This window comes from Pontibacillus marinus BH030004 = DSM 16465 (assembly GCF_000425225.1).
In the GTDB taxonomy this organism is placed as follows: domain Bacteria; phylum Bacillota; class Bacilli; order Bacillales; family BH030062; genus Pontibacillus; species Pontibacillus marinus.
In genome coordinates, this window is record NZ_KE384336.1 from 45,575 (window position 1) to 69,396 (window position 23,822).

General features: G+C 36.7%; 29 protein-coding genes and 1 pseudogene. 8 read left to right on the plus strand and 22 right to left on the minus strand.

All coding sequences use genetic code 11. The features are described from left to right. Nucleotides 1-69 precede the first annotated feature (69 nt). Nucleotides 70-993 carry a D-amino-acid transaminase gene (gene dat / locus H514_RS23685; protein ID WP_051255270.1) on the minus strand — a complete coding sequence of 308 codons (924 nt, stop codon included), beginning with the start codon at nucleotides 991-993 and terminating at the stop codon, nucleotides 70-72. A gap of 233 nt (nucleotides 994-1,226) precedes the next feature. Further along, nucleotides 1,227-1,637, minus strand: a complete 411-nt coding sequence (locus H514_RS0121055) for a hypothetical protein (RefSeq protein WP_027448745.1) — start codon at nucleotides 1,635-1,637, stop codon at nucleotides 1,227-1,229. A gap of 152 nt (nucleotides 1,638-1,789) precedes the next feature. Here H514_RS0121055 and H514_RS0121060 point away from each other — a divergent pair, with 152 nt between their 5' ends. Further along, entirely contained in the window at nucleotides 1,790-2,590 is an 801-nt protein-coding gene (locus H514_RS0121060) for an aminoglycoside 6-adenylyltransferase (RefSeq protein ID WP_027448746.1), read from the plus strand. Nucleotides 2,591-2,758: 168 nt separating this feature from the next. Here H514_RS0121060 and H514_RS25460 read toward each other — a convergent pair whose 3' ends face one another. Both H514_RS25460 and H514_RS0121070 read right to left on the minus strand, forming a co-directional pair. Beyond that, nucleotides 2,759-2,851: a putative holin-like toxin gene (locus tag H514_RS25460; RefSeq protein ID WP_231566611.1), complete on the minus strand. Its 93-nt coding sequence runs from the start codon at nucleotides 2,849-2,851 to the stop codon at nucleotides 2,759-2,761. A 154-nt stretch (nucleotides 2,852-3,005) separates the two neighbouring features. Further along, on the minus strand, nucleotides 3,006-3,770 hold the full coding sequence (locus tag H514_RS0121070; protein WP_027448747.1) for a C39 family peptidase: 765 nt from the start codon (nucleotides 3,768-3,770) through the stop codon (nucleotides 3,006-3,008). Nucleotides 3,771-3,869: 99 nt separating this feature from the next. Here H514_RS0121070 and H514_RS0121075 point away from each other — a divergent pair, with 99 nt between their 5' ends. Further along, on the plus strand, nucleotides 3,870-4,436 hold the full coding sequence (locus tag H514_RS0121075) for a hypothetical protein (RefSeq protein WP_027448748.1): 567 nt from the start codon (nucleotides 3,870-3,872) through the stop codon (nucleotides 4,434-4,436). A 60-nt stretch (nucleotides 4,437-4,496) separates the two neighbouring features. After that, nucleotides 4,497-5,159 (plus strand): CPBP family intramembrane glutamic endopeptidase, encoded by a 663-nt coding sequence (locus H514_RS0121080; RefSeq protein ID WP_027448749.1) that lies wholly within the window; start codon nucleotides 4,497-4,499, stop codon nucleotides 5,157-5,159. A gap of 348 nt (nucleotides 5,160-5,507) precedes the next feature. Here H514_RS0121080 and H514_RS0121090 read toward each other — a convergent pair whose 3' ends face one another. The 3 genes from H514_RS0121090 to rarD all read right to left on the minus strand — a co-directional run bounded on the left by H514_RS0121090 (nucleotide 5,508) and on the right by rarD (nucleotide 7,715). Next, nucleotides 5,508-6,089, minus strand: coding sequence for a hypothetical protein (locus H514_RS0121090; RefSeq protein WP_027448751.1), 582 nt, complete (start codon nucleotides 6,087-6,089; stop codon nucleotides 5,508-5,510). A 68-nt stretch (nucleotides 6,090-6,157) separates the two neighbouring features. Beyond that, nucleotides 6,158-6,418: a hypothetical protein gene (locus H514_RS0121095; protein ID WP_027448752.1), complete on the minus strand. Its 261-nt coding sequence runs from the start codon at nucleotides 6,416-6,418 to the stop codon at nucleotides 6,158-6,160. 376 nt (nucleotides 6,419-6,794) lie between these two features. Beyond that, a complete protein-coding gene (rarD, locus tag H514_RS0121105) occupies nucleotides 6,795-7,715 on the minus strand; it encodes an EamA family transporter RarD (RefSeq protein ID WP_027448753.1) in 921 nt (306 codons plus the stop codon). A 161-nt stretch (nucleotides 7,716-7,876) separates the two neighbouring features. On the opposite strand from rarD, the gene H514_RS0121110 reads away from it, so the two are divergent. Next, a complete protein-coding gene (locus tag H514_RS0121110) occupies nucleotides 7,877-8,296 on the plus strand; it encodes a hypothetical protein (protein ID WP_027448754.1) in 420 nt (139 codons plus the stop codon). A 132-nt stretch (nucleotides 8,297-8,428) separates the two neighbouring features. Continuing rightward, nucleotides 8,429-9,133 (plus strand): DUF421 domain-containing protein, encoded by a 705-nt coding sequence (locus tag H514_RS0121115; RefSeq protein ID WP_231566610.1) that lies wholly within the window; start codon nucleotides 8,429-8,431, stop codon nucleotides 9,131-9,133. A gap of 78 nt (nucleotides 9,134-9,211) precedes the next feature. On the opposite strand, the gene H514_RS0121120 is transcribed toward H514_RS0121115, so the two are convergent. After that, nucleotides 9,212-9,997 carry a TerC family protein gene (locus H514_RS0121120; RefSeq protein ID WP_027448756.1) on the minus strand — a complete coding sequence of 262 codons (786 nt, stop codon included), beginning with the start codon at nucleotides 9,995-9,997 and terminating at the stop codon, nucleotides 9,212-9,214. A 407-nt stretch (nucleotides 9,998-10,404) separates the two neighbouring features. Between H514_RS0121120 and H514_RS0121125 the strand changes: the two genes are divergently transcribed. Together H514_RS0121125 and H514_RS0121135 are read left to right on the plus strand one after the other, a co-directional pair. After that, complete coding sequence (locus tag H514_RS0121125) at nucleotides 10,405-10,902, plus strand: L,D-transpeptidase family protein (RefSeq protein ID WP_027448757.1); 498 nt, start codon at nucleotides 10,405-10,407, stop codon at nucleotides 10,900-10,902. Between the two features lie 654 nt (nucleotides 10,903-11,556). Continuing rightward, the gene (locus H514_RS0121135) at nucleotides 11,557-12,081 is read left to right on the plus strand and encodes a CBO0543 family protein (RefSeq protein WP_027448759.1); all 525 of its coding nucleotides are present in this window, start codon (nucleotides 11,557-11,559) and stop codon (nucleotides 12,079-12,081) included. A gap of 30 nt (nucleotides 12,082-12,111) precedes the next feature. Here the strand turns inward: H514_RS0121135 and H514_RS0121140 are convergent, their stop codons facing one another. Both H514_RS0121140 and H514_RS0121145 read right to left on the minus strand, forming a co-directional pair. Then, complete coding sequence (locus H514_RS0121140) at nucleotides 12,112-12,573, minus strand: hypothetical protein (RefSeq protein WP_027448760.1); 462 nt, start codon at nucleotides 12,571-12,573, stop codon at nucleotides 12,112-12,114. 1 nt (nucleotide 12,574) lies between these two features. After that, on the minus strand, nucleotides 12,575-13,360 hold the full coding sequence (locus tag H514_RS0121145; RefSeq protein WP_027448761.1) for a hypothetical protein: 786 nt from the start codon (nucleotides 13,358-13,360) through the stop codon (nucleotides 12,575-12,577). A gap of 198 nt (nucleotides 13,361-13,558) precedes the next feature. Between H514_RS0121145 and H514_RS0121150 the strand changes: the two genes are divergently transcribed. Beyond that, nucleotides 13,559-14,032 (plus strand): hypothetical protein, encoded by a 474-nt coding sequence (locus H514_RS0121150; protein WP_027448762.1) that lies wholly within the window; start codon nucleotides 13,559-13,561, stop codon nucleotides 14,030-14,032. Nucleotides 14,033-14,123: 91 nt separating this feature from the next. Here the strand turns inward: H514_RS0121150 and H514_RS0121155 are convergent, their stop codons facing one another. The 12 genes and pseudogenes from H514_RS0121155 to H514_RS0121210 form a co-directional block, all read right to left on the minus strand. Beyond that, entirely contained in the window at nucleotides 14,124-14,336 is a 213-nt protein-coding gene (locus tag H514_RS0121155; RefSeq protein ID WP_027448763.1) for a hypothetical protein, read from the minus strand. Between the two features lie 4 nt (nucleotides 14,337-14,340). Next, a complete protein-coding gene (locus H514_RS0121160) occupies nucleotides 14,341-14,532 on the minus strand; it encodes a hypothetical protein (protein WP_027448764.1) in 192 nt (63 codons plus the stop codon). 177 nt (nucleotides 14,533-14,709) lie between these two features. Then, nucleotides 14,710-15,843 (minus strand): MBL fold metallo-hydrolase, encoded by a 1,134-nt coding sequence (locus H514_RS0121165; RefSeq protein WP_027448765.1) that lies wholly within the window; start codon nucleotides 15,841-15,843, stop codon nucleotides 14,710-14,712. 62 nt (nucleotides 15,844-15,905) lie between these two features. Beyond that, nucleotides 15,906-16,202: a rhodanese-like domain-containing protein gene (locus H514_RS0121170; protein ID WP_027448766.1), complete on the minus strand. Its 297-nt coding sequence runs from the start codon at nucleotides 16,200-16,202 to the stop codon at nucleotides 15,906-15,908. A 27-nt stretch (nucleotides 16,203-16,229) separates the two neighbouring features. Continuing rightward, on the minus strand, nucleotides 16,230-16,598 hold the full coding sequence (locus H514_RS0121175; protein ID WP_027448767.1) for a rhodanese-like domain-containing protein: 369 nt from the start codon (nucleotides 16,596-16,598) through the stop codon (nucleotides 16,230-16,232). Between the two features lie 247 nt (nucleotides 16,599-16,845). After that, complete coding sequence (locus tag H514_RS0121180) at nucleotides 16,846-17,508, minus strand: peroxiredoxin (protein ID WP_027448768.1); 663 nt, start codon at nucleotides 17,506-17,508, stop codon at nucleotides 16,846-16,848. A 160-nt stretch (nucleotides 17,509-17,668) separates the two neighbouring features. After that, complete coding sequence (locus H514_RS0121185) at nucleotides 17,669-18,031, minus strand: YidH family protein (protein ID WP_027448769.1); 363 nt, start codon at nucleotides 18,029-18,031, stop codon at nucleotides 17,669-17,671. A 55-nt stretch (nucleotides 18,032-18,086) separates the two neighbouring features. After that, nucleotides 18,087-18,293, minus strand: a pseudogene (locus tag H514_RS0121190) (potassium transporter TrkG); the annotation flags it as partial. A 374-nt stretch (nucleotides 18,294-18,667) separates the two neighbouring features. Further along, nucleotides 18,668-20,095: a glycoside hydrolase family 1 protein gene (locus H514_RS0121195; RefSeq protein ID WP_027448771.1), complete on the minus strand. Its 1,428-nt coding sequence runs from the start codon at nucleotides 20,093-20,095 to the stop codon at nucleotides 18,668-18,670. 71 nt (nucleotides 20,096-20,166) lie between these two features. Then, nucleotides 20,167-22,101 (minus strand): beta-glucoside-specific PTS transporter subunit IIABC, encoded by a 1,935-nt coding sequence (locus H514_RS0121200; protein ID WP_027448772.1) that lies wholly within the window; start codon nucleotides 22,099-22,101, stop codon nucleotides 20,167-20,169. A 127-nt stretch (nucleotides 22,102-22,228) separates the two neighbouring features. Beyond that, nucleotides 22,229-23,059 carry a BglG family transcription antiterminator LicT gene (licT, locus tag H514_RS0121205; RefSeq protein WP_027448773.1) on the minus strand — a complete coding sequence of 277 codons (831 nt, stop codon included), beginning with the start codon at nucleotides 23,057-23,059 and terminating at the stop codon, nucleotides 22,229-22,231. Between the two features lie 154 nt (nucleotides 23,060-23,213). Further along, nucleotides 23,214-23,765, minus strand: a complete 552-nt coding sequence (locus H514_RS0121210; RefSeq protein ID WP_027448774.1) for a hypothetical protein — start codon at nucleotides 23,763-23,765, stop codon at nucleotides 23,214-23,216. Nucleotides 23,766-23,822: the final 57 nt, after the last annotated feature.

Consider the following 23,822-nt stretch of genomic DNA (forward strand, 5'->3'; position numbering starts at 1 on the left):
GGAAATTAACAAGAGGTTTTTGATCGAAAAACCCCACCAAGCTAATAAAATAGCCTAGTGGGGTTTGGATTAATTCGCATCAGCATGTGGTTTGTACTCTTCAAGTCCTGGACGCACGACCGTTTCAAAAATAGATCGATATTCTGGAATTCCAGCATCTTGTTCATATGCTTGTTGCAGCAGACGAGTTATCACACCTGGTTCTCCATCAGCGATAAACTCGCCATCCACTTGTGTAATGGGCATAACCTCTGCTGTACTACTTGATAAGAACATTTCATCCGCTTCTTGAATGTGCTCAAGGGTGAAAGGAATTTCCTTAAACGGAATATCAAGCTTTTGACAAAATTCCTCAATACGCATGCGGACACAACCATGCAAGATATTCTTCGTCGCAGGGTGCGTATAAATGGTGCCATCCTTAACTAAATAAGCATTCGCAGAACTACACTCCGTTACTTTCCCTTCTTTGTGTAAGATCGCTTCGAAACTTCCTTGCTCTTTTGCTTCTTGCTTCGCCATGACATTTGGCAACAGATTCAAGCTCTTGATATAGCATAGTTCCCAACGAATATCAGGATGCGTAATAACTGAAACCCCTTCACGCATCGGTTCTAGTTTACGTGGTACGTCTTTCACATAAGCGTAGAGATTCGCAACAACACCTTCAGGAAAAACGTGATCTCTAGGAGCAGAGCCACGTGTTATTTGAAGATACATTTTTGCATCGCCAGTCACTTGATTCATCTCTAACAATTGATTCAGCTTTTGATACAGCTCTGCCTTTTCAAATGGCACCTCTATCTTTATAGCTTCAGCTGAACGATACAGTCGCTCAACATGTTCATCCATTAAGTAATATTCACCATCATAAATTCGGACAACCTCGTACACACCATCCCCGAATTGTAAGCCTCGCTCTTCAAAGGGATAGTTAAGCTCTTCGTTGTTCACATATTCCGTTTGTGTTAAAACGTATGGTTTCATTGTCATCATGTATCCTCCTGTCTCGAAAGGGAGTATGGTTTATCCTATTCCAACTATTGTTTTAATGTACACAAATATCGTTCACAATAGTTTATCAAACCTTCGTCCTTATGTGTATCATCAAAAAGTCATAAGTTGTAATACAATTGAAATACCCTTATTAAGACGAGATCACACATAAAATGGAATTAAGAATAAAAAACCGCTGAGCCTCACTTCCCAAGCCCAACGGAATTGTCTTATGTATCAACAGAATGCTTTTTTCTATAATGGAGTCTTTTAATACCAAACGTGATTCCTCGAATCAGTAGATACACACCAAAGAATACAAAGAATCCAACAACACCAATCGCTGCATCATCAAACTCCATATTCCCACTTCCTGTGATCCCCTGTTGAATTTCCAAAGCAAACACAAATACAAGAACCATCGTAAATGTATATATAAACGAAATCGCTGTTATACTCCATTTGGAAAGAACTCGAAAAGCGATATGTACCAAGAGGAAACTTAAAAATCCAAAGAACCCAACAATCCAAAAATGAAGTTCTTTATCGGTTAACCCTAACCCGAAGGTCTCAGATAAATATAAAAACAGATCATGAAATGTATCTACAATTTTGGCTAAAAACAAAATGACATCTTTCATACCTTCACCTCAATATAAGCTTAAGTTGTTCATTATCCGCCATGTCTCCACTTTAAACCTTTTCTTCATTAAATATGGAAATCCCTGCTAGTCGCTTTCCTCTTTCTATGATAAGGTTTAGAAATAAACTTTTCGAATAGGGGGATGGGAGAATGACCGCTTTACCCATACATCAATCATTTGTCGACAACGTTATTGAAAAAACGAAACAAGACCCACGTATCGTTGGCGTAGCTATGGGAGGATCTTGGGTCTTCGGAAACATGGATGAATATTCAGATTTGGATTTTGTGATCGTGTATGATCCTCATTACAAAGAAGAGGTCATGACCAACCGTGATTCTTTTGCTGATGAGTTTGGTGAGCTCTTATCTTCCTTTACTGGAGAGCATGTAGGAGAACCACGTTTACTTGTATGTCTATATAACGATCCCTTACTTCATGTCGATTATAAGTTTATTACACCAGACGAACTCTCAGATCGCATTGAGGACCCTGCGATTTTGTGGGAACGAGACAACACTCTTTCACAAGTAATCGAGCAAACAAAAGCTTCATTCCCTTATCCAGATTATCAATACATCGAAGACCGCTTTTGGCCATGGATTCATTATTGCGCTGTTAAACTAGGTCGTGGAGAAATTTTTGAGCTCTTGGGAACCATTCACTTTTTCATGGATCGTATAATTGGACCTATGGTAAAAATCAAAAACGGATATAAACCAAATGGGACTCGTCACTTGGAAAAACAAGCTGGCGAATATTACGAGCGACTCGTCGCTTCTGCTCCAGCTCACAATGAAAAGGATTGTGCAGTTGCACTACTCACGATCGTTGGGCTTTATGAGGAGCTAAAAGAAGAACTAATGGATGAAACCATTCAACGGAATGATCCGACAAAGCAGGTATGTGAAGCCTATTTGAAAAGCATTACAGATAAGATTTTGCAGTAGAAGTAGGACCACTCGACGATTTCGTTCAAGGGTGGTAATATAGAAGTAGAAGAATCATACAATAAAAAAGCGACCGTAGCAACTACGATCGCCCAAAATAGTGTTCCCTCAAGGGGATCAGCCTATTGCAATAAATAGACCTCGCCCGATACGCCAATATTAGGGGGTCTATTTATTTTGGTCTTTCGTTAACTCGATAATAAGCTTCACCACAAAACCTAACAAACCAACAAGGAACATACCTGCTGAAAACAACATCATTAGGATATGGTAAAGTTCTATAGGCCACACCCCCTTTCTTTTGGGGATATAGCCGACCGCCCTAATATTGCGAACACTATTTGCAGACTAGTATAACACAACGCTTTTCTCGTTCATTCCTTCTATAGAACTATTCCACTTGCTTCCCTCCCCTTTACCCTTTCTGAATCACAATCGCCTGACGCCCCATTTGATCCCACCCACGGATAAACGCCTTTTTATTTAACTTACGGTGCTTTGTACCGGAGAGTGGATCGTTAATGTAAACGTTGTGTTCATCAAAGCCTGTTATGACAACTGAATGCTCATGATACGTAATATCAACTGGGCCATCCTGGGTTTGCCACTTCGTCCAATGCTTTTTAGACAAACGATCAAAGCTCGAATTTTGGATCACCCAAACAGGCATCCCTTTGGAAACGTGCTCCAACACCACATTAAAACTTTTCCCGGTTAAGTCTAGAGCTCGTCCTTTGGCATAATCCTGAGCAAGCTGGTGAATCGGCTTATGATAAACACCTAGTCCTGGCTTTTGGAAACTGTACATATCACCTACAAAGCCCCGATTAGGATTCCCGAAATTCACTTGGCCATTTTTGACTTGGTACGGTGTGGGATCGCGTTTAACCTTTTTGGCAAGTTCATTTTTCCCTACATGAATCCCATTATGTTGGAGAATCATAGCAAGACTCGTGACCTCACATCCTCTTGGAAGTTCCGGCATTTGGCGAATGAGTGGCACGTCAAGTTTTATCGAAGTCGTTAATGGTTGCGTGAATCGACTCGCGGTAATTTTTGAAGACTTCTGGGTAAGTGATAATTTATGGATAGCATGATCACGTGAAGAGCGTGTGTTATCTGCTTGTGCTGTAGTAAAAAAGAAAGTACATATCAGGACACCTATAACGGTTGTTTTCATGCTCTTCACCTCCATGTAAATGTTGCGTCTAGTTTTCCCGAGGTGTTGAGGATTATGATAATTGGGTACAAATAATAACAAGAAGAAAGGTGGCTCATCATGAAGCGAAGAAATTATTTAGATCAATTTTATACCGTTGACGAAGAGTCAGGAGATTATATCATCGAAATTGCGATTCAAGAGTACGATGATATTTTTAACAACTGGGATTCTTCAGTCTATAATATTCGTGATCTTGACAGCAGTTTAAAAGCTTTTATTGAGGAGTGCTCACGAGATATTGACATTAATAAAAAGATATCCTTACGCTTTAATATCAGGAAAGAAACGAAGGACCCCAAGTTAGAAGAGACAATATCGAATGGTATTAGTAACTTTTTTGAGTACTATTGGTACATAACGAAACGCCAGCTACGTGAACGTAACAAAAAAGCTATTCTGTTTATCCTGATTTCTGCTGCATTTACGATTACATCTTTCTTTTTAAAGAATGATATTGATCCGAAGTTATTTCAACACTTCATCCTAGAAAGCCTTACTGTTGGCGGCTGGATATTCATGTGGGAAGCCTTCTCCCACTTATTTATTCAGAGCAATGACCAACGCAAAAAGAAAAAAGAATACAAAAGACTCATTAAAGCACCTATGCTTTTCCGATATAAATAGTGGTAGAATATGGATAAGGAATAAACCTGCTTCTTTTATAGACAAATCGGAGGATGGGACATGTATATAACCTTATTACTATTTGGGCCAACACTTATGATTTTTCTGGGACTCCAGGTCATGAGTAGTGTCCCTCTAACATTCACGCTATTTTATGGATGGCTGCTTTGTGTTCCTTTTTTGGAACGAACGTTGAAAAAGAATGAAACATTCTGTTCAGCCACTTCATATATGGGATTTAAGCAAAACTCTCAATCTTTGAAAGTAGGTATTTGGAGTGGGATCATTGCATTTATCTCAATATTTGGAGGGCTGGCTTGGTTACAAAGATATGTGATAGATGTCGATGATTTACTGGTTCTACTCAAGGAGTGGGGATTTACCGGTAACATTGTACTTTGGCTCATTCTGATTCTTGTGGTGATCAATCCAATTTTAGAAGAGCTTTATTGGCGTGGGTTTATGCATCAAAAGTTATCATCGCGATTTAATACATATGTTGTTTTCTTACTGACGACAACGTTTTACAGTCTCTATCATCTTTTATCAGTTATCCCTATGTTCGAGTGGCCATGGAATGTATTTTCTGTGATCCCTGTTTTCCTAGCCGGATTATTCTGGAGTTATATGAGGCAAAAGTGGAACACGATTATTGGTGGGATTGTCAGTCATGTTTTAGCTGACTTAGGGATTATATTTGTTTATTTGTTTTTTGTGGCTTAATAGATTGTAAAAATGCTCAAATTGGTTTTTGAGCATTTTTTAATGATCATTTAATAGAAGATCAGCAACAGCGTAATCGCCGTTATTATAAAAGGAAGACCAAAAGAAGCTATCTTTAAGCCTAACCTTCTATCTCCTCGATCTTGGTTCGGATCGATATTTATATCGTAGTTTTTACCACCCTTAAAAACTCGAAGAAACAACCCGGAAATGATAATTGATCCACCGCTTATGATGAGTGTAACTTTAAGGAATAAGTCTACGTTAAATATAGCGATAATAGCAGACAACAATAAGATTAGTAGTCCTAATAAAAATGTTTTTTTCAATCAAAACACCTTCCAATGATTACGATCGGTTTCTCATTTTACGTATCAACCGTTTAAAAATAATAACGATACTAACGGTTATACCTGTTATAACTAATAACCGTAAAATAATATAATTTTCAGGAGGGAATTCTAATGATACTTCCTCAAGTTCTATGTTTTCTCCCCCTAATGCAATTACATCCTCACTTGCTTGTAACAAATTTTCGGTCCTGGAACAGTAACTGACTTTTAGCTCCCCTTTCACTTCACGGGCATAAACGAGATACTCTTCATTTAAGTTAAATTCATACCCACAAGTAGCAGAGGCTCTAGCTGTATAAACAATAACCTGGGTTTCATCTACCCCTTTCCAGGATCGATCCACTTCCAAAAGCACTGCAATTGGATCTCCAGAGGACTTAATTGAATCATTCTTTTTGGCATCATGCATGTTAATAACTTTCCCCGAAAAAATTGCATCACTTTTTTCCAACTCTTCTTTAGGTGTGCCTGGTTCAGCACAAGAACAAGCGTAGCTCGTGTTAGAAAAGGAACTTAAAACCAAAAACATCATCGTTATAAACAAACTTATATATTTCACAAATCCGTTTACCTTCATCTTGACCTCCCACCTTTCGTTTTTTAGACGATTGGCCAGATGAGAAGTTACAAACAATACAATATCATTTACTTATTAAGTAGTCGGTATTTTTTATATTTTCTTTCACTCATAATCCAAGTAGCTATTCCTAAAATAATCCCAAAAGGAACAGCCTCTATCAACAATACTAATAATGAATAATATGTATTAAATATGGTATTTAGTAATATAGAAAAGATAAAATAAAATGTCCCCCCCATAAAGACCCCATACAAAAAAACGTACTTCCATTTTCCCATTTTGCGTGTTTCTCCCCACTTCAATAGCTGTTTTTCTCTATTAAACATAAGAGACACCCTCCCATTAAACGCAGCCTTCGATAAAAATAAATATTATATAATAACTTATTGCAACTTCTCAAAAAAATAAACAAAAACATACATGGGAATTGCAACTATAATCATTCCTGTAAGTATGTAACTAATAGACCTTAAGATAAATCTTAAAAAGTCATAAATAGCACCTGCTAAGTCATCAATGAACTTCACTAACTATTACTCCTCTCGATTCTCTAAATGCTCCGCCCAGCTATTAGTTGCTTTTTATTAGCTCAGTCCATTTTAACATAAATATCCAGATGGAGAATTAAAGTCGGAATTAATCTCTTTTCACCATAAAAAGAGGTCCAACCTAAAAATAGATTGGACCTTTATCCTAAAGTGATTAACCTCTAACCTTCGTACTTGTAGCGAACCGAGCTGACATCAACCGTGTTTTACTGATTGTATAAAGTAAAAGTGCTGTCCATATCAATGTAAAGGAAACCAAATGAACATTTGTAAATGGCTCATCGTACAAGAAAACGCCAAACAGGAGCATGATTGTCGGCGCGATGTACTGTAAAAAACCTACCATCGATAACGGTACGCGTTGGGCACCACTCGCAAATAATAGTAGGGGGATAGCCGTCATTACCCCTGCTCCAATTAATAGCCACGTGACTAGCGGAGAAATGGTAAGCGATCCGCCTCCACCCCAATGTGTATTCGCCAAGAATAATAAAGCGATAGGCGTTACGATCATCGTCTCAATCGTTAAACCAAACATCGCACTTAGTTTTACCGTTTTCTTCAACAATCCGTACATTCCAAAGCTTAAGGCTAAGAAGATTGCTACCCATGGTACCTGATGAAAATGATAAATAAGATTCCCAACTCCTAAAGCGGCTAGGAAAAAGGAAATATACTGAACCTTCGTCAACTTTTCTTTCAATACAATCATTCCAAGCACGATACTCACGAGCGGATTTATATAATATCCCAAACTTGCTTCAACGACGTGATCAGAGTTTACACCCCAAATATAAGTAACCCAATTGATACTGATCATAATCGAAGCGAGTGTAATGCCTATTAATTTCTTTTTATGTTTAACAATATCCTTACACTCTGCCTTAAATTTCGACCAGTTCTTTGTGAAAAAGACGATGAGCATCATAAATAAAAATGACCATACAATACGATGGGCTAAAATCTCGGCTGCTGGAACAACCTGAACCATTTTCCAATAAAGAGGCAATATCCCCCACAACACATAAGCTCCTGCTGTATAAAGAACGCCTAGTTTATATTCTTGCTGACTCATATGTAAGACCTCGTTTCCCAAGTTCAATTCTCTTCTACACAGTATAAGATATGAAACTTTAAATGGGAATTGTTTAATTTTAGAAACGTAATGTTCATGAAATCGTATATAAGATCATACACCTTTTCAAGTGCTCTTTTAATTATAGAAAGGAGATTCTTATGACTCGTTTTATTTACTATGCGGTATGGACTGTTGTCATCGGTTTTGTTTTGTATCAAGGTAGTGAATACCAAAGTTATTTAGCAAAACAAGCTGAGACCACCTACGAAATAATGCCAAGAGCGATTTTCACAACGATTTTCCCTATCCTAGTGGGAATGTTATTAAAGCTTCCCGATCTGTGGATTCAAAGACTTTCCACTAAGTGGGGTGTGGATTGGCCTAAATTAATTGTCGTTGGCATACCTAGCTTATATATATCTTCAGAATTACTCTTAAGTTTTACACCATTAGCTCCTTATCTTCCTTTCTTATTTTATATATCAACTACTGGATATCCAACCCTTACTATGGTCTCAGGGATTGTATTTGGTTATGTTGTCTTAGATAGTATTCGTGTTCCAAATGATAGAACATAAATGCAAGGTCCTCTGTAGCCAGAGGACCTTTACATATGTCGCTAACTATACATACAATCCCATGACTTGGAGAAAGATAAATGAGATCAATACGCTCAACTTTAGAGTGGATCCGATTAGGAAGTGATGGATTTGTTTGAGTTCTTCAGAAGCCAAGAATCGCTCACCCTTATACAATGGGCATTGCGTGCAGTAGTTGGCTTTTTCTTCTTAGTGTTTATCGCCAAAATTATGGGGCAACGTTCAATCTCCCAGCTTCGTTTCTTGGATTTTGTTATAGCATTATTACTCGGAAACATTATGGCCCACCCCCTATCAGATGAAGGGCTAGGATTAACAGGATCCATGGTAACCATGAGTGTTTTAACGGTACTTTATCTGTTGGGTATATTCTTAAGTTTACGATGGTCCCCTTTAAAAAAGCTTTTCGATCCACCGCCCATCACCCTCATTGAGAAGGGAACGATTTATTACCGAAATATAAAAAAAGCTCGAATTACAGTGGAGAGTTTGTTAACAGAGCTAAGAAAAGAAAAAGTCGAGGACATTCAAAAAGTGGCGCTCGCATTATGGGAACCAGGCGGCACCATTTCCATATTTGTTGAGCCCAAGTACCAACCTCTCACACCTTCTGATATGGGGATTCCTACTCAACCTTTTGATCTTCCTAGGATTATTATTAAAGAAGGAAAAATTAATTACAACGAGCTTGAGCTTCTCGGTAAAAATGAGCAATGGTTATTCAGCCAACCTGAGATGAAAAGCATTGCTACTCAAAATATATTACTCGCAACCGTGGATCATAAAGGGCAAATCAGTGTTAGTACATATCATTAGACAGCAAGCAGGTACGCTTGCTTTTTTGTTTCATTATGAAAAAGATCGACAGCTCAATTAAGACTGTCGATCTTTTTTCTAGTATCCATTTTCACTATAAACTTCACCTTCAACTGATTCACTTTTATCCTTGGAAAAGAACCAGCCACCTAGAGCGATTAAAATCAGTACCACATAGAATGTGATTTTCCAAGCTGGAGATTTTGCGAAGCCTTCTGATAAAACGGCTAATTCTGGGTGTGATAGTGTATAAACAGCAAGTTTCACACCAACCCAACCTACAATAAGGAAAGCTGCCACTTCCAGGCCTGGTCTTGATTGTAGTAACTTCACGAACATATTTGCTGCGAATCGCATAACAATGAGGCCAATCAATCCACCAGCAAAGATCACAAGGAACTTACCGCCATCTAGTCCACCAATTTGTGGAAGGTCTGTGTTGGGAAGTGTTACCGCTAACGCCACTGCTGCTAGAATCGAATCCACGGCAAATGCAATATCTGCTAATTCTACTTTGAAAACAGTAGTCCAGAACCCTTTAGGCTTTTCTTCTTTTTGATCTGTGTCCTTTTCTTTCCCAAGCTTTTTACGAGCGATGTGATTAATCGCAATAAACAACAGGTATGCCGCTCCGATCGCTTGAACCTGCCATACATCCACTAAGAATGAGATCGCAAATAAGGAACCAAAACGGAACACAAAGGCTCCAGCTAATCCATAAAATAAAGCCTTCTTACGCTGCTCCTCTGGCAAGTGCTTAACCATAATGGCCAAAACAAGCGCATTATCGGCAGCTAATAAACCTTCCAATGCTATTAAAAGTAATAATACCCATCCGTACTCCATTAAAAGTGCGAATTCCATAACTCAAACTCCTCCCTAATCTTGAAGTTCGTTTCTCAGTTATGTGGGCAATAAAAAAACCTTTACCGCATTTGGTAAAGGTCTATCGACATAAAAAGACCTTTACCCACATAGGTAAAGGTCTTGCTAACAACGGTACGTTGCCAACAAAGCCGAGAGTATAGAAACTCCGAAATGACGACTTTGCTGTAAAAGCTACTCCCCTTTAGGAGAAAACGATTCATTTGTTATCTTAATCATAATCGAACTAGCTTTTATTGTCAATTACTATATTTCTTCACCTTATCATCGGTGCAACCTAGCATTCATAGCTTGATACAGTTGATACCTTGGCAAAAATCGGGCGATCCACACATGATTCTCAAATTTGAATAAACTAAGGTATCAACCTAATCTGGAGGATGAACATGAAACATACTATAAAAAAGGGAGAAACCTTATCACAAATTGCTCAGGATTATCGCATTTCGGTCTCAAGTTTGTTAGGAGCCAATCAAATCCCCAATCCAAACCTCATTTATCCTGGTCAAGTTATCAATATCCCCGGATTCCCTGATGTAGAAACACAACCATACAAAATACTCGTTTCTCTCAACAAACGTACATTAACCTTACAAAGGAAAAACAACACAACGGTCAAACGCTACCCAATAGCTGTTGGACGAATGTTGAGCGGTACTCCTACCGGTGATTACATTATTATCAACAAGGCACCAAACCCTGGTGGCCCATTCGGAACGATGTGGATGTCACTATCAAAAGAACATTACGGGATTCATGGCACCAACAACCCTTCATCAATCGGAAAGGCTGTTTCAAAAGGGTGTATAAGGATGTACAACAGAGATGTTGAGGAACTAGCACGAACGATACCTATTGGTACTCCGGTCCATATCCACCCCTGAATGTATAATGGATAGAAAACGCTCAGATTGATTCTGAGCGTTCTTACTTATTTTGAATTTCCCTATTAAGGAATGCACTTTTTTCCATTAAAAAAGTATGAATTTCCCTAGCTGTGAAATAGTATAAATGAGAGCCTATGTCCTATATTTATTTGTAAAAGAGGTGAACATCATAGTAAAACTCGCATGCTTGATAATATTTTTCATTTCGATTCTATTATTGACTTCACTTAAATTATGTAAAAAGCAATTCCATCCCTTTGAATTGTTTTTGCTATTTATTTTTTCATCCATTATGTGTCAACTGACCTTTTATAAACTTTTTTCATATGATCGTTTAGGAATTGTACCAGAATGGTGGCAAGATTTAACCGCTAAGATGCACTTTGGTATCGTGCTTCCTATAACACTTCTATGGACTATGTATATATTCAAATCAAATACGAATGAGATAGGGAAGGTAACAGCTTTGTTTGGCTGGATCATGTTTAGCATTACAATCGAAAAAATATTTCTTCAGATTGGGGTTTTAGAATCAAAGAGCCATAGTTGGTACCCTTCACTTGATATGACGTTTGGAATGTTTATTATAATCATGACCATCTTCTTCATGAACCAATTAACCAAGATCCTACGAAAGGATAACATTATTAAATGAATGATTTGATTCGAATTTTAAATCCAATTCTCCCCAAAAGGTTTGATGAAAATGAAACCTATATTATTGTGATCGCCACATTAGTCACTTGGATATGTTTATATGTACAAAAACGGTACAAGCCAATACGATCGACAGAGTACCTTTCTCTGTTTCTTTTAAATGCGTACTTAGCAGTGGTGGGAGAAGCCTTTTTAGCAGAACCTCCTTTAGACTTATATGATACTGTAGATAAACCTAAAGCAGAAATTGCTGACATTATCTTGCAAATTTTTGTCTATCCCCCCACCATAATCATTGCTATGCAATACTATGCTTACAGGAAACCACAAGCATGGTATCCTTTGGTTTTTGCTGGAGTCTTAACACTTCTTGAATGGATTTCTATTGAAGCTTTTCATTTATTTCAGTATAAAAAATGGAACATCTATTATTCCTATTTTTTATATGTAATCGTTATGGTTCTAAACATTCTATTCTTCAATAAGATACACGCTTTCATTAATAAAAAAGATATGTAGAAAGGGGATATTAGTTCTATTCTAGTACCACTAATGTTCCCTATTTACTTTTGCTACCCCTAATGCTAAGTTCTCCCACAAAAGCTTTTCGACTTCTTTCCCTTCACTTTCCTTACAATCAATAATAAGGATCACTTCTGACTTTTTCCCTTTTAATTTCACTTTGCCATTCCTTTGTAATATTTTCCATACAACATCTACTATAAAACCAATTATAAAGCCTGATCCTGCTCCAATTAATCCCCAATAGATTGGGCCCCACTCTAGCACAAATCCTCTACTGGCTCCGATAACGGAGAAGATCACAGCAAGAAATAATCCTTTGTTGATAAGGGAAGTCCCATCTGAACGGTGGATGGTATCAAACAATTTTGGATCTTCTGTTTGGTTATCCAAAGGTACAGCAAATATATCCTTAATCCCTTTTTGTTCAAGCTGAGTTATCGCTAATTCAATATACGGAGAATGATCAAATGTGGCAAATACTTGCATGTTAATTCACCTTAATCCCTTTCTTAAATTCAAATGTGCTGGGTTGATACTTACTTTTCAAGTAATTCTTTTGTTCAGATACATAAAGCTTATTATTTTCAACTGTATTCATGTAAGAATCATATATCGTAAAGAAATAAAACGAAGGAAGATACATAAGCCATTGCTTGTCTAATACTTCCGTTGATCTCTCTATATCACCTAAAACTAAATAATGAAGCCCTTCAAGGAAATGTGAATAATGGATAAAAACAACGGCCGTAACAAGCGTAAAAATGGCTCCAAAAACCCTATGGATATAGAGTTGTCCAACGCTAGGGATGGTCATGGACCATAAAGTAGCTATTAGAGGGCTTCGCTTATCAAGGTAGTTGATCTCAAACGGTTTAACGGTTAATGCACTAACAGAAGGTTGTTCCTTTTCATTTATTAAATAAATCTTATTCATATCAACTGTTGTTCGATAACTATCCCATATTGCAAACAAGTAGACCGGAATATACATTAGCATATACCGTACATTTAACACTTCTTTCGCTGCATCAATATCTCCCATAAAGGAATACACCATAGCTAAGTTTAACTGTGTACTTTGATTAATAAAAAGCTCCCAACCAACTAAAGCAAACCCTCTAATGTATTTTGATAGAAGCAAATGCCCATAACCAGGAAAAGCTACAGACCACATTGCAATAATGTAAGGGTTTCTCAAGTGAATTTGAGTAGTACCAAAAATACTAAGATGAGCAAGTGTACGACGACTTTTTTCTTTAGATTTATTCAATATGACACCTCGTTGATGAAGAGTTACTTTGTTATTTTTAGTATAAATGTGCTTTTCATTCATTTTTTTATCTACTCAACAGGTATAGTTTCATGTTTCTTTTTAATGATTTCCCCTAATAAAAGCATCTTGAGGACTATTTAACTTGTTATGAATTGCTGTTACCATTCATTAACAACAATCTATACGAGGGGGAGATTCATGATGCGGAAGACTTTGTCGACTCTTCTATTCATACCATTACTCATAAGTTGTTCTAATCAAAGCTCTGAGGTTCAGGCTTACAAAGTAACCAAGGTACTAAATAAAATAGAAGATGAAACCTTCAACTCGGCGCTTCCTACTCAATTACCATTTAAACTTGATCTTATTCAAGTAAAACCAACACCTAAAGGACAACCGGGTCATTTTATTGAATATGTTGGAAAACAAGGGCAGATGATTGAGCTCTTTGTAACAACGAGTGAAGTCAATTTTAGTAAAGAGAATTTTTCAGAGGTAAGTATAAGTGATCTAAAAGGATGGTACACAGAAAAAGGGCCCCAAATTCTTGCTTGGGAACAAAATACTACGCATTACAAACTAAGCTACTACTCATTCAAGTCTGATAAAGACGTAACAAAGCAACAAATGATTCAAGTTGCTGAATCACTTGAGTTGATTGAAAAACAGTAGGCCATTCAAAAGAGTTTTTCTTCACTTAAATCTATTTCATTCCAAAATATATAAAGGTCACTAATCAGAAGTGACCTTTATTACACTTAGCTTATGTAGTTTTTTCTCCTTTGTTCAAATCCCTTTTCTTGTGAGTCTGCCATGTCCTTATCATAGATGGAATACCCACAATCACACTAACCATTAAACTCCACATGACATACCGCCATTCTCCAGTAAAAATCGAGACACCAAAAAAATATAACAGCTGTCCCACAAGAGCAAACCATGAGGCGATCCAAGCGAGCTTTAAGTTTTTCCTCATCTCCTTACCCCCTGCTTTTTTCTCTTTGTATTTTTGTAAAAGCAGCTCCTGTCCCCAACATGCATAAAATCACACCAACAGGGATCAACGTATAAGTAAGATATGGAGGTAGATTTAAGACGCCAGGAAAAATAGCTAAAGGAATACCTATATAAAGTCCTGATAATCCAAACTTATTCAAGTCATTTGAATCCATATTATTACCAGCTCCTTTTCATATAATCTATATGAAAAATTATTCCAGAAACCAGACTTTTTTACAACTGTTTCCAGCTATAATTAATAAAATGATCCCCCTTATCAATTTTTATATCCAGGACAAAAGAGTGAAGGAAACTCAGTTCGATTTCCCTTCACTCTTTTTTTCCATTTATTAATCCGTATGGTGTACCGCACAACGGTTCGGACCAATTTCAAGTTCTTGTTTACGCCCATAATCAACCTCTTCCATACCACGGTTAATCATAACAATTTCTTCGAAGTTTGGTGGCTTTACTGAACTGGCTGACTTTTCAACATCATTTAAAAAATCTTCTCTAGATGCTGTAAACATTTTTTCATTTCGTTCACGGATGTTTCCTAACGTATCCCCGATAAAACCCTCTTCATTCATCTCTCCATCAAAGTCTGCATAGTGGGCAGGTAATACAATAACATCATCCGCAATTTCAGATACTTTATTATAAACCGTGTTATATAAGTCATTCGCCCATTCGCGAACTTTGTTTCCTAGATCAGGGCGTCCTAGGCCACTTACAAAGATTGTATCTCCAGAGAACAAAAGTTTCTTATTCACAAAGAAGGACACACTGCCTGGGGTATGACCAGGAGTTTTAACAGCTAGCACTTCTAATTCGATATTTTTAAATTCAATTCTTTCATGTTCTTCGAATGGTTTAAAGTCGAATACGGCTCCTTCACTCTTCATCAGATAGTATGAGCCACCTGTAGCATCTGCTAACTCCTTACCACCTGAAATATGATCCGCATGCAAGTGAGAATCTACAATATGCGTAATCGTTGCACCTTCTTCTTTTGCCGCTTCAATATATTCATCCACGAATCTTGCAGGATCCACGATAAGTGCTTCGTCTTCAGATACAACCATATAAGATAAGCATCCTTTACCTACACGTACAAATTGGTATACAGAGATATCCTTATCTTCATACACCTTTGTTTTATGCAAGTGCTCACTCCACGCTTTCATTCCACCTTTGAAGTATGCTACATCCAGCCCTTCTTCTGAGAGCATATCGGCCACCATTTTTGAAGAACCCTCTTTTGCACATACAACAACGATTTCTTTGTCTTTTGGAAGTTGATCCATAATGTCTTCAACACCATCAATCAACTCAAAATACGGGATGTTTAAGTATTGGAAGTTCTCCCCCTCTATCTTCCAATCATTAAAGTCAGCCACATTTCGTACGTCAAAGATAAATAAATCCTCTTTGTTCAACACCTTTGTTGTCATTTCTTTTGCATTCATTTCTTTCACAGCCATTACTTTTACCCCCTAAGGTACTATTTTTGTTAAAAAAATTTATATTAATATGCTACTCGGTATCAGTTGGCATCCCCATTCCACTGCTTCATACCACCCAGCATATTATTCACTTTAAATCCCATGCTCTCTAATAAACCTGAAGCTGCTTTACTTCGATTTCCAGATGCACAGACAATAATGTGTTCTTGAGTTTGATCAATTTCATGTTTGCGTTTTGCTAATTCTGCTAATGGGATATTCTTTGCACTCGGAATTTTACCTGAAGCAACCTCACCATATTCACGAACATCAATAATACTCAACTCTTCCCTATTGTTTAAACGCTCTAGAACTTCTGTTGCTGTTGTTTCCTTCATATCCATAACCACCTTTTAGCAAAAAATCTATATTTTAATGATATCTCCTGGTACCTCTTTTATCTTTTCAGTTGGGTAGTAAAAACCTACAACTTCAAACCCTCTTCGCTTAAGTACCCTAACCCCTATATTTTTCTCGACTGAGTCAGATGCGATCACAATAACTTTCTGATTAGGGATCTTATCGGTGTACCTTTTTAAATAAGCAAGCGGAATTTCATACGCCCCTTTTATAGGTGAGTGAGATGAAGATATATAATCCCTTAAATCAATAACAACATGTTCGTTGTCTGCTTGATGAACATGATCTATATAAGAAGCCTGAATAACAGGTACGTATCGTTGGAATAAAACATATATCGTGTACATGATAAATAACACTAGTATCAGTTGCATAACTTTGTTCCCTCCTCATAAAGGAATTCAATAATAGCGTTGCACCATTAATTTTATACCCCTATAGGTATAATGTCAATCTATTCGTATAACGTTCAATAAATGTACACAGTTTATTAAATTGCTGTAGTTTCTGTGGAGCTTAATGTGGGAGGAACTCATTTATATAGTGAGGGAGGATGCGGGTACGCTCATTCTATAATAAAACGAGGGTGCCCTACTCAGGACACCCTCGTTTCTCAAATCACTATTTCACATCTTTTTTAGAAATATACCAATCAATATACTCTATGCCTTCTTCTTGTGCACGTTTCGCTGCTTCTTCCTGAGACTTCGGAGGTGGAACAACGGCTTTTTCACCTTCTGTCCAATTAGCTGGCGTAGCTACTCCATGCTTATCAGTAGTTTGTAGAGCTTTGACAAGACGAAGGATTTCTTGCATGTTTCGTCCTGTCGTTAGTGGATAATAGATAATGGAACGGATAATTTGTTTATCATCAATCACGAATACCGCACGGCTTGTTTCAACTTGGCTCTCACCTGGCATAATCATGCCATATTTCATGGCCACTTGTTTGTCTAAATCCGCAATCACAGGAAATTCAATCTTTGTATCGAAATTCTCTTCAATACTACGAATCCAGGCAATATGAGAAGGCACACTATCCACGCTAAGCCCTAGTAGTTCGGTATTTAGTTCTTTTAATTCAGGGTAAATCTCTTGTAAACCTACAAATTCTGTTGTGCAAACTGGAGTAAAGTCAGATGGATGAGAGAATAAAACAAGCCACTTGCCTTTGTAATCCTCTAGATTAATATTCCCTTGGCTTGTTGCTGCACTAAATTGCGGGGCTGGGTCGCCAATACGAGGCATGGTTGTTTTGGTTTCTTGATTTTCATTTTGATCCAATTTTCTTCCTCCTTTGATAAGTTGAATAGAAATTCCCATTTTCACTCATTCCACTAAATCTATTGCACAAACGTCATTTGTTCTTGTTCACTGTTTTGTCAGATTTATAGTAAAGCTCTGGTGAACATACTCACCCTCAGATTGAGAGGGACCACTCACTTTAAACAAGGAAAAAATAAGCAATAATAAGAAAAAAGATCACAATTGCTGTAAAAGTCATATAAATAATAATCCCATGAGAGGAACGAAATTCTTCTTTATTAATATTCCTTCTAGTCCGGTAGTAATTAATGGTTGAACCTATAATGGTTAATACCCCTATTACAAGGGAGGATAGACTAACGATAATTGCAAAGAGATCTCCAAGGGGGTTAATTGTCTTATTAATGTTAAAATGCAAAGTCGTAGCTAAAAACCCAATACCTATAATAGCAATAGCCGTTCGTATCCAAGCTAAATACGTTCTTTCATTGGCTAAATGTTCGCGGATACTCTTATATTCATTATTGCTTTGTTCATTCATGCTCTACACCTCATTACAAAGTAAAATCATTTGCTTCATTTATTAACCTTCTCAGTTATCCAATAATCATTTTCTCTTTCGGTTGATGGTAAGAATCTTTCTTCGAATTCCCTCTCATCAAGAATAGGAATGAGAAGATGCCTATTCTTCCAATAAACATAAGAATAATAATAATAATGACTTTTCCTACGGTACTTAAGTCAGATGTTATACCCATAGAAAGCCCTGTAGTACCAAAAGCTGAACACACCTCAATAAATATCCCCATCTCTCTTTGGGTTATTTAAAAGATTGGGTGGAATATTGTTTAAAGATAGCAAAAACCCCCATTTTTATCAATATAATGCTTGTTGAGGGGGGATCTACATCATGAAGGTCATCATCGTCCATATAACATAATAAAAAATATCGTTAATATAACTAAAACTAAAGCACCTAATAGTTGAATGGTAAATTAAATGCTTTTTTAGGATTTCAAGCCAATATCATATTAGCTTAAGCATCTTCTAACAGCCTAAAAAACCTCTTACCATATACTTCGAAAAGTTGGTAAGAGGTTTTTATATCGCTCATTTTTATAATTTATGTTTAAAATTTAGTGTAGAATAGCTTACATAGCCTTATCAGATACGAATTCTATAACTTCTCTCCATTACTTGCAATAACATCTTTGTACCAATAGAATGACTTCTTCCTTCTTCTTTCTAATGTGCCACTTCCGTCATCATGTTTATCTACATAAATGTATCCGTAGCGCTTAGCATACTGTCCTGAAGAGGCACTAACTAAGTCAATGCATCCCCATGAAGTATAACCGATCAAATCTACACCATCTTCTATTGCCTCACTCATCGCTTTAATGTGATCTCGTAGGTACTCAATCCGGTAATCATCATTAATACTTCCATCTTCTTCAACCTTATCGTAAGCGCCTAATCCATTTTCAACCACCATTAAAGGTTTTTGATAACGCCCATATAACTCATTTAAAGCTATACGCAGACCTACAGGATCAATCTCCCAACCCCAATCACTAGCTTTTAAGTATGGGTTCTTAACGCCACCGATCAAGTTCCCTTCACCTATTTCTTCAGGTGTTTTGTTTTTCTTCTCTGTCCTGGACATATAGTAACTTAGTGAAATGAAATCTACCGTACCTTCTTTAATCAACTCCAAGTCTCCGTCTTGAATATTAAGTTCGATTCCATTCTCTTTAAAGTAACGGTTGATAAACGATGGGTATTCACCACGAACATGAACATCACCACAGAAGTTATTGAAAATGCGTGCTTCTTGCTGCGCATACAAAACATTTTCAGGATTGCTGTCAAAAGCATACACAGGCGCATAAATTAGCATACATCCAATTTGCGAACCTGGAATGATTTCATGTCCTAATTGAACAGCTTTAGCACTTGCTACAAACTGATGATGAAGACCTTGGAAGCTTTCTTGAAGACGAGTTTCTTCACTTGTTGGGGAAAATCCAAGACCAAATAATGGCATGTGAGTTGCACCATTAATTTCATTGAACGTTAGCCAATACTTCACTTTATCTTTATATCGGTTGAAAATGACTCTTACATACCGCTCGAAAAATTCTACCAGTTTACGATTCTTCCAACCGCCATATTCTTTTATTAAGTGTAATGGTGTTTCGTAGTGAGCGATGGTCACTAATGGTTCAATACCATGTTTATGGAGTTCATCAAATACACGGTCATAGAATGCTAATCCTTCTTCATTTGGTTCCAACTCATCACCATTAGGGAAAATACGGCTCCAAGCAATACTCATACGAAATACTTTGAAACCCATCTCAGCAAACAATGCAATATCTTCTTTGTAACGATGATAAAAGTCAATTCCCTCGTGGTTCGGGTAATGATACTTTTCTGTATCCATTTCAAAATCAAAACCGGCCTGTGATAACAAATTAAGACGTACTTTTCCACCAGGTAAAACATCTGCTAGATTGAGACCTTTTCCACCCTCAAGATATGCACCTTCTAATTGATTGGCAGCTGTTGCTCCACCCCATAAAAAATTCTTTGGAAATGTCATATAATTAACCTCCTATTTGTGATTGAATAGTGTGGTTTCAGCAAGAAACCACACTTTAATTTTTATTTTTATTACTTAAGCTCTAATAAAACATCTGCACTTGTTACCGTGCTTTTATCTGTATTAGAAACTTCAACAAATGAGTTTGTGTTCGTTATAATAATAGGTGTTACTGTATCAAAACCATCCTTCTTAACACCTTCAATATCAACATCTAAAAGTAGTTGACCAGTCTCAACAATATCCCCTTGTTCTACATGAGAAACAAAGTGTTTTCCATCCAATTGAACAGTGTCTAACCCTACATGAATTAGTATTTCCGCACCTTCATCAGAAGTAATACCTATCGCATGTTTTGTTCTAAATAATGATGTAATTACCCCTTTAACAGGTGAAACTACTTTTCCTTCTGTTGGTAATACAGCTACGCCTTTACCCATTGTTTCAGAAGAAAAAACTTCATCAGAAACTTCATTCAATGGAACAACTTGCCCTTTTAATGGACTTGCGATTTCTAATTTTTCGCCTTCATTTAAAGAAGGGGTTGTTTTGGTTTTATCTTGTGTATCCTTAGTATTCTCTTGTGTTTCCTCGGTATTTTCTTCTTTATTAATGTCAGCAAAGAAATAAGTTAATACGAATGATAAAACAGAACTAACTACTGTCGCTACTATTGAACCCATGAATGCATAATTTAAACCTTCTTCAGGGTGAATAAAGCTAGGCATCATGAATACCCCTAATCCGCCCATCACCCAAAGTTTAGTACCGAAGAATCCTAGAATTCCACCACCGATTGCTGATGAAATAATTGTAAAGATGAAAGGTTTTTTGAGGGGTAGAGCAATACCGTACATCGCAGGTTCCGTTACACCGAATATAGCTGATATAAACGCTGGGGCACTTAGTGCTTTCGTATTTTGGTTTTTTGTTTTTATCCAAACAGCTAAAACAGCTGTTGCTATTGCAAACGAGTGTGCGAAGATCATAGCTAATATTGGGTCAAAACCTTGTGTTGAAATGTTATTGATTGCGATCGGAACAAGCCCCCAATGAAGACCAAACATAACAAATACTAACCACAATCCACCAACAAATAATCCTGCTAGTACAGGGCTTAAATCATATGCCCAAATCGTTGCTTGTCCTAATAATTGACTTGCCCAAGTTGCAACGGGACCAATCGCAATAAATGTTAACGGAATAATAATAAGCAATGTTAACATTGGAACTAAGAACATTCTAACGACTGATGGTATGACCCTTGTAAGAAATCTTTCTAGTTTTGCTGCGAAAATTGTTGAAATAATAACTGGTACAACTGACATAGAATATTTCATTAAGATGACTGGTATGCCGAAAAATTCGATATAAACAGGTGATTCAAATACGGTGCCTTTGAATAATGTGTACAATGGATCTCCTGATGAAGAGAGATCTCCAATTGCAGGATAAACGAGCGCCATTCCGATTACCATACCAATGAATGGAGTTCCTCCGAACTTTTTCATGGCTGAATATCCTAAAAGAATAGGTAAGAAATAAAAAAGTGCGTCACCTGTGGCATTTAAAACTTGATAAGTCCCTCCTGTATTATCAAGCCATCCAAGTGCAACAAATAAAGCATTAAACCCTTTAATCATACCAGAAGCTGCTAACACACCAAGAATTGGCATGAAGATCCCTGAAATCAGTTCGACGAATCGATTTAACAAACTGCCTTTTTCTTGTTCTTCGTTGTCTTGACTTTGTTCAGAGTCAAATCCTCCAACTTCCGCGACCGCTTTATAAACATCAGCAACATGATTTCCAATAACAACTTGATATTGGCCGCCGCTTTGTCTAACAGATACAACTTGATCATGGCTTTTTAAGGCTTCTGTATCTGCCTTTCCTTCGTCCTTCAATTTAAAGCGCAGCCTTGTAATACAATGTGTAACGCTGTTGACGTTCTCTTTTCCACCAACTAATTTAATGATGTCTTGTGCGAGTTTTTTATAACTCATCTTGAACACCTCCACAAATTTTCCAAAAAATAAAACCTAAATCATTCCACTCGGAAGACGTAATACGCCCTCTCGTTAGAATGATTTAGGTTTTGCCTCGGAAGTAACAATCCTAAAAATTTTTATTTTATTTTTTTACTACTCTTTGAATATGAATCAATAAATAGAGCATTTCTTCCTCTGTTAACTCATATCTATATTGTTTTTCTACAAACTTTTTTATTTTTTCGGTACATTTATAAGCGTCAGGGTACTTATTCTTTAAAACGTTTATGAGGTCATCCTCGTTGTTTTTATTATAATGAGTCCCCTTTACTAACCTATGGGCGAAAAACTTTAAATGAGTTATGAAACGGTAATAATTTAAGGAATTTTCATCAAAGTCTACTTTTAAATGATACTTAACAATTGTCAAAATATCTTGCACAATCTTCGTCATATCCATAATATTCGTCATGTCTTCATTAAGTTGAGCATTTACAATATGGAGTGCTATAAAAGCTGCCTCATCTTCAGGTAGAATAACATTGAATTGATCACATATCATGTTCAGTGCTTCTAGTCCTATATCAAATTCCTCTTTATAAATATGCTTGGTTTCCCAAAGTAATCCATTTTTTATTGGTAAATTGCTGTTGTAACGCTCTATCGCGAAATAGATATGATCAGTTAAAGATATATAAATACTATCATTTAGTTTCTTCCCGAGTTGAATTTTAGCATATTGAATAATATTCTCGGAGAGTTCCATATATTCAATTGGAATATCTGAAATTAAAGTTTTAAATTTTTTTGTCATATCCTCATCTTCTAAAGTGAAAATCTTCTCGACCTTTTCCTCACTTATATCATCACCAGGACGTTTATTGAAAGCAATCCCACGCCCCATGACGATAACTTCTTGCTCGTCTTTAATTGAGACGATCACATTATTGTTTAATATCTTTTCGATCTTCACTTTTTTCACCTCCGATAACAAAAAAAAGACAAAACCTCCCCCCATGTAAAAAGGAATCGGTTTTGCCTGATTAAACAGTAACAATCCGTTTGTATGCGCTTTAAATATAAAATATCACATAGCTTCCTTATTTGCAACTGATTTCTTGTTACCACTATTCATACTTCGAGTTAACTTTGTCTAATGAATTAGCAATTTTAATTAATGTCTCAGGAGTAACATTATCAGAAGCTCTGTTATCTATGCTTAGCATGTATTGCCATTTATTTTTATCAAACAACAAAACAGAGAAGTACCTTAATTCAAGATAGGTGGCTTCACTTCCATCCTTGAGCTTAAACACTTTATGGGTGTAGCGATTTTTACTTGATACTTTATGCTCGACTGGTCGTACATCTATTTTGTAATGATTTTGAGGAATTTCTTCACTTATAAAAATCAATTCTAAAGAATCATTTATATCGCCTTTTAAATCTTTGAATTTTCCAAAATAATGAGTGAAGCTTAATGGTGGCATCCTTAGAGGTAGTTTGAAATCTTGTTTGAAATGCTCTTCAAACTCTTTTATCGCTTCATCAACGCTTGTATAGCCATACTCTGGGTACAATTCATCAAACGTAGGTGGCTCATCTTTTGTATTCGCATAGGTAGGTTCTACACAGCTCGCTAAAATTAGGCTAATTAATAAACACACAACACTTTTCATATATTTCACCTCATCATACAGTTGAGTTTAATGTTTCCCTCATTCATTAAAAACATC

What these genes read in the sequence shown, in the direction of transcription:
- H514_RS0121090 (WP_027448751.1), bottom strand. Translation starts at nt 6,089, where the DNA reads ATGAAGGTAAACGGATTTGTGAAATATATAAGTTTGTTTATAACGATG.
- H514_RS0121055 (WP_027448745.1), bottom strand. Translation starts at nt 1,637, where the DNA reads ATGAAAGATGTCATTTTGTTTTTAGCCAAAATTGTAGATACATTTCAT.
- H514_RS0121075 (WP_027448748.1), top strand. Translation starts at nt 3,870, where the DNA reads ATGAAGCGAAGAAATTATTTAGATCAATTTTATACCGTTGACGAAGAG.
- H514_RS0121095 (WP_027448752.1), bottom strand. Translation starts at nt 6,418, where the DNA reads ATGTTTAATAGAGAAAAACAGCTATTGAAGTGGGGAGAAACACGCAAA.
- H514_RS0121170 (WP_027448766.1), bottom strand. Translation starts at nt 16,202, where the DNA reads ATGAAGGAAACAACAGCAACAGAAGTTCTAGAGCGTTTAAACAATAGG.
- H514_RS0121155 (WP_027448763.1), bottom strand. Translation starts at nt 14,336, where the DNA reads ATGAGGAAAAACTTAAAGCTCGCTTGGATCGCCTCATGGTTTGCTCTT.
- H514_RS0121070 (WP_027448747.1), bottom strand. Translation starts at nt 3,770, where the DNA reads ATGAAAACAACCGTTATAGGTGTCCTGATATGTACTTTCTTTTTTACT.
- H514_RS0121175 (WP_027448767.1), bottom strand. Translation starts at nt 16,598, where the DNA reads ATGCAACTGATACTAGTGTTATTTATCATGTACACGATATATGTTTTA.
- H514_RS0121150 (WP_027448762.1), top strand. Translation starts at nt 13,559, where the DNA reads ATGATGCGGAAGACTTTGTCGACTCTTCTATTCATACCATTACTCATA.
- H514_RS0121125 (WP_027448757.1), top strand. Translation starts at nt 10,405, where the DNA reads ATGAAACATACTATAAAAAAGGGAGAAACCTTATCACAAATTGCTCAG.
- H514_RS0121185 (WP_027448769.1), bottom strand. Translation starts at nt 18,031, where the DNA reads ATGAATGAACAAAGCAATAATGAATATAAGAGTATCCGCGAACATTTA.
- H514_RS0121140 (WP_027448760.1), bottom strand. Translation starts at nt 12,573, where the DNA reads ATGCAAGTATTTGCCACATTTGATCATTCTCCGTATATTGAATTAGCG.
- H514_RS0121060 (WP_027448746.1), top strand. Translation starts at nt 1,790, where the DNA reads ATGACCGCTTTACCCATACATCAATCATTTGTCGACAACGTTATTGAA.
- H514_RS0121080 (WP_027448749.1), top strand. Translation starts at nt 4,497, where the DNA reads ATGTATATAACCTTATTACTATTTGGGCCAACACTTATGATTTTTCTG.
- rarD (WP_027448753.1), bottom strand. Translation starts at nt 7,715, where the DNA reads ATGAGTCAGCAAGAATATAAACTAGGCGTTCTTTATACAGCAGGAGCT.
- H514_RS0121120 (WP_027448756.1), bottom strand. Translation starts at nt 9,997, where the DNA reads ATGGAATTCGCACTTTTAATGGAGTACGGATGGGTATTATTACTTTTA.
- H514_RS0121160 (WP_027448764.1), bottom strand. Translation starts at nt 14,532, where the DNA reads ATGGATTCAAATGACTTGAATAAGTTTGGATTATCAGGACTTTATATA.
- H514_RS0121110 (WP_027448754.1), top strand. Translation starts at nt 7,877, where the DNA reads ATGACTCGTTTTATTTACTATGCGGTATGGACTGTTGTCATCGGTTTT.
- H514_RS0121210 (WP_027448774.1), bottom strand. Translation starts at nt 23,765, where the DNA reads ATGAAAAGTGTTGTGTGTTTATTAATTAGCCTAATTTTAGCGAGCTGT.
- H514_RS25460 (WP_231566611.1), bottom strand. Translation starts at nt 2,851, where the DNA reads ATGATGTTGTTTTCAGCAGGTATGTTCCTTGTTGGTTTGTTAGGTTTT.
- H514_RS0121165 (WP_027448765.1), bottom strand. Translation starts at nt 15,843, where the DNA reads ATGGCTGTGAAAGAAATGAATGCAAAAGAAATGACAACAAAGGTGTTG.
- H514_RS0121200 (WP_027448772.1), bottom strand. Translation starts at nt 22,101, where the DNA reads ATGAGTTATAAAAAACTCGCACAAGACATCATTAAATTAGTTGGTGGA.
- H514_RS0121195 (WP_027448771.1), bottom strand. Translation starts at nt 20,095, where the DNA reads ATGACATTTCCAAAGAATTTTTTATGGGGTGGAGCAACAGCTGCCAAT.
- dat (WP_051255270.1), bottom strand. Translation starts at nt 993, where the DNA reads ATGACAATGAAACCATACGTTTTAACACAAACGGAATATGTGAACAAC.
- H514_RS0121135 (WP_027448759.1), top strand. Translation starts at nt 11,557, where the DNA reads ATGAATGATTTGATTCGAATTTTAAATCCAATTCTCCCCAAAAGGTTT.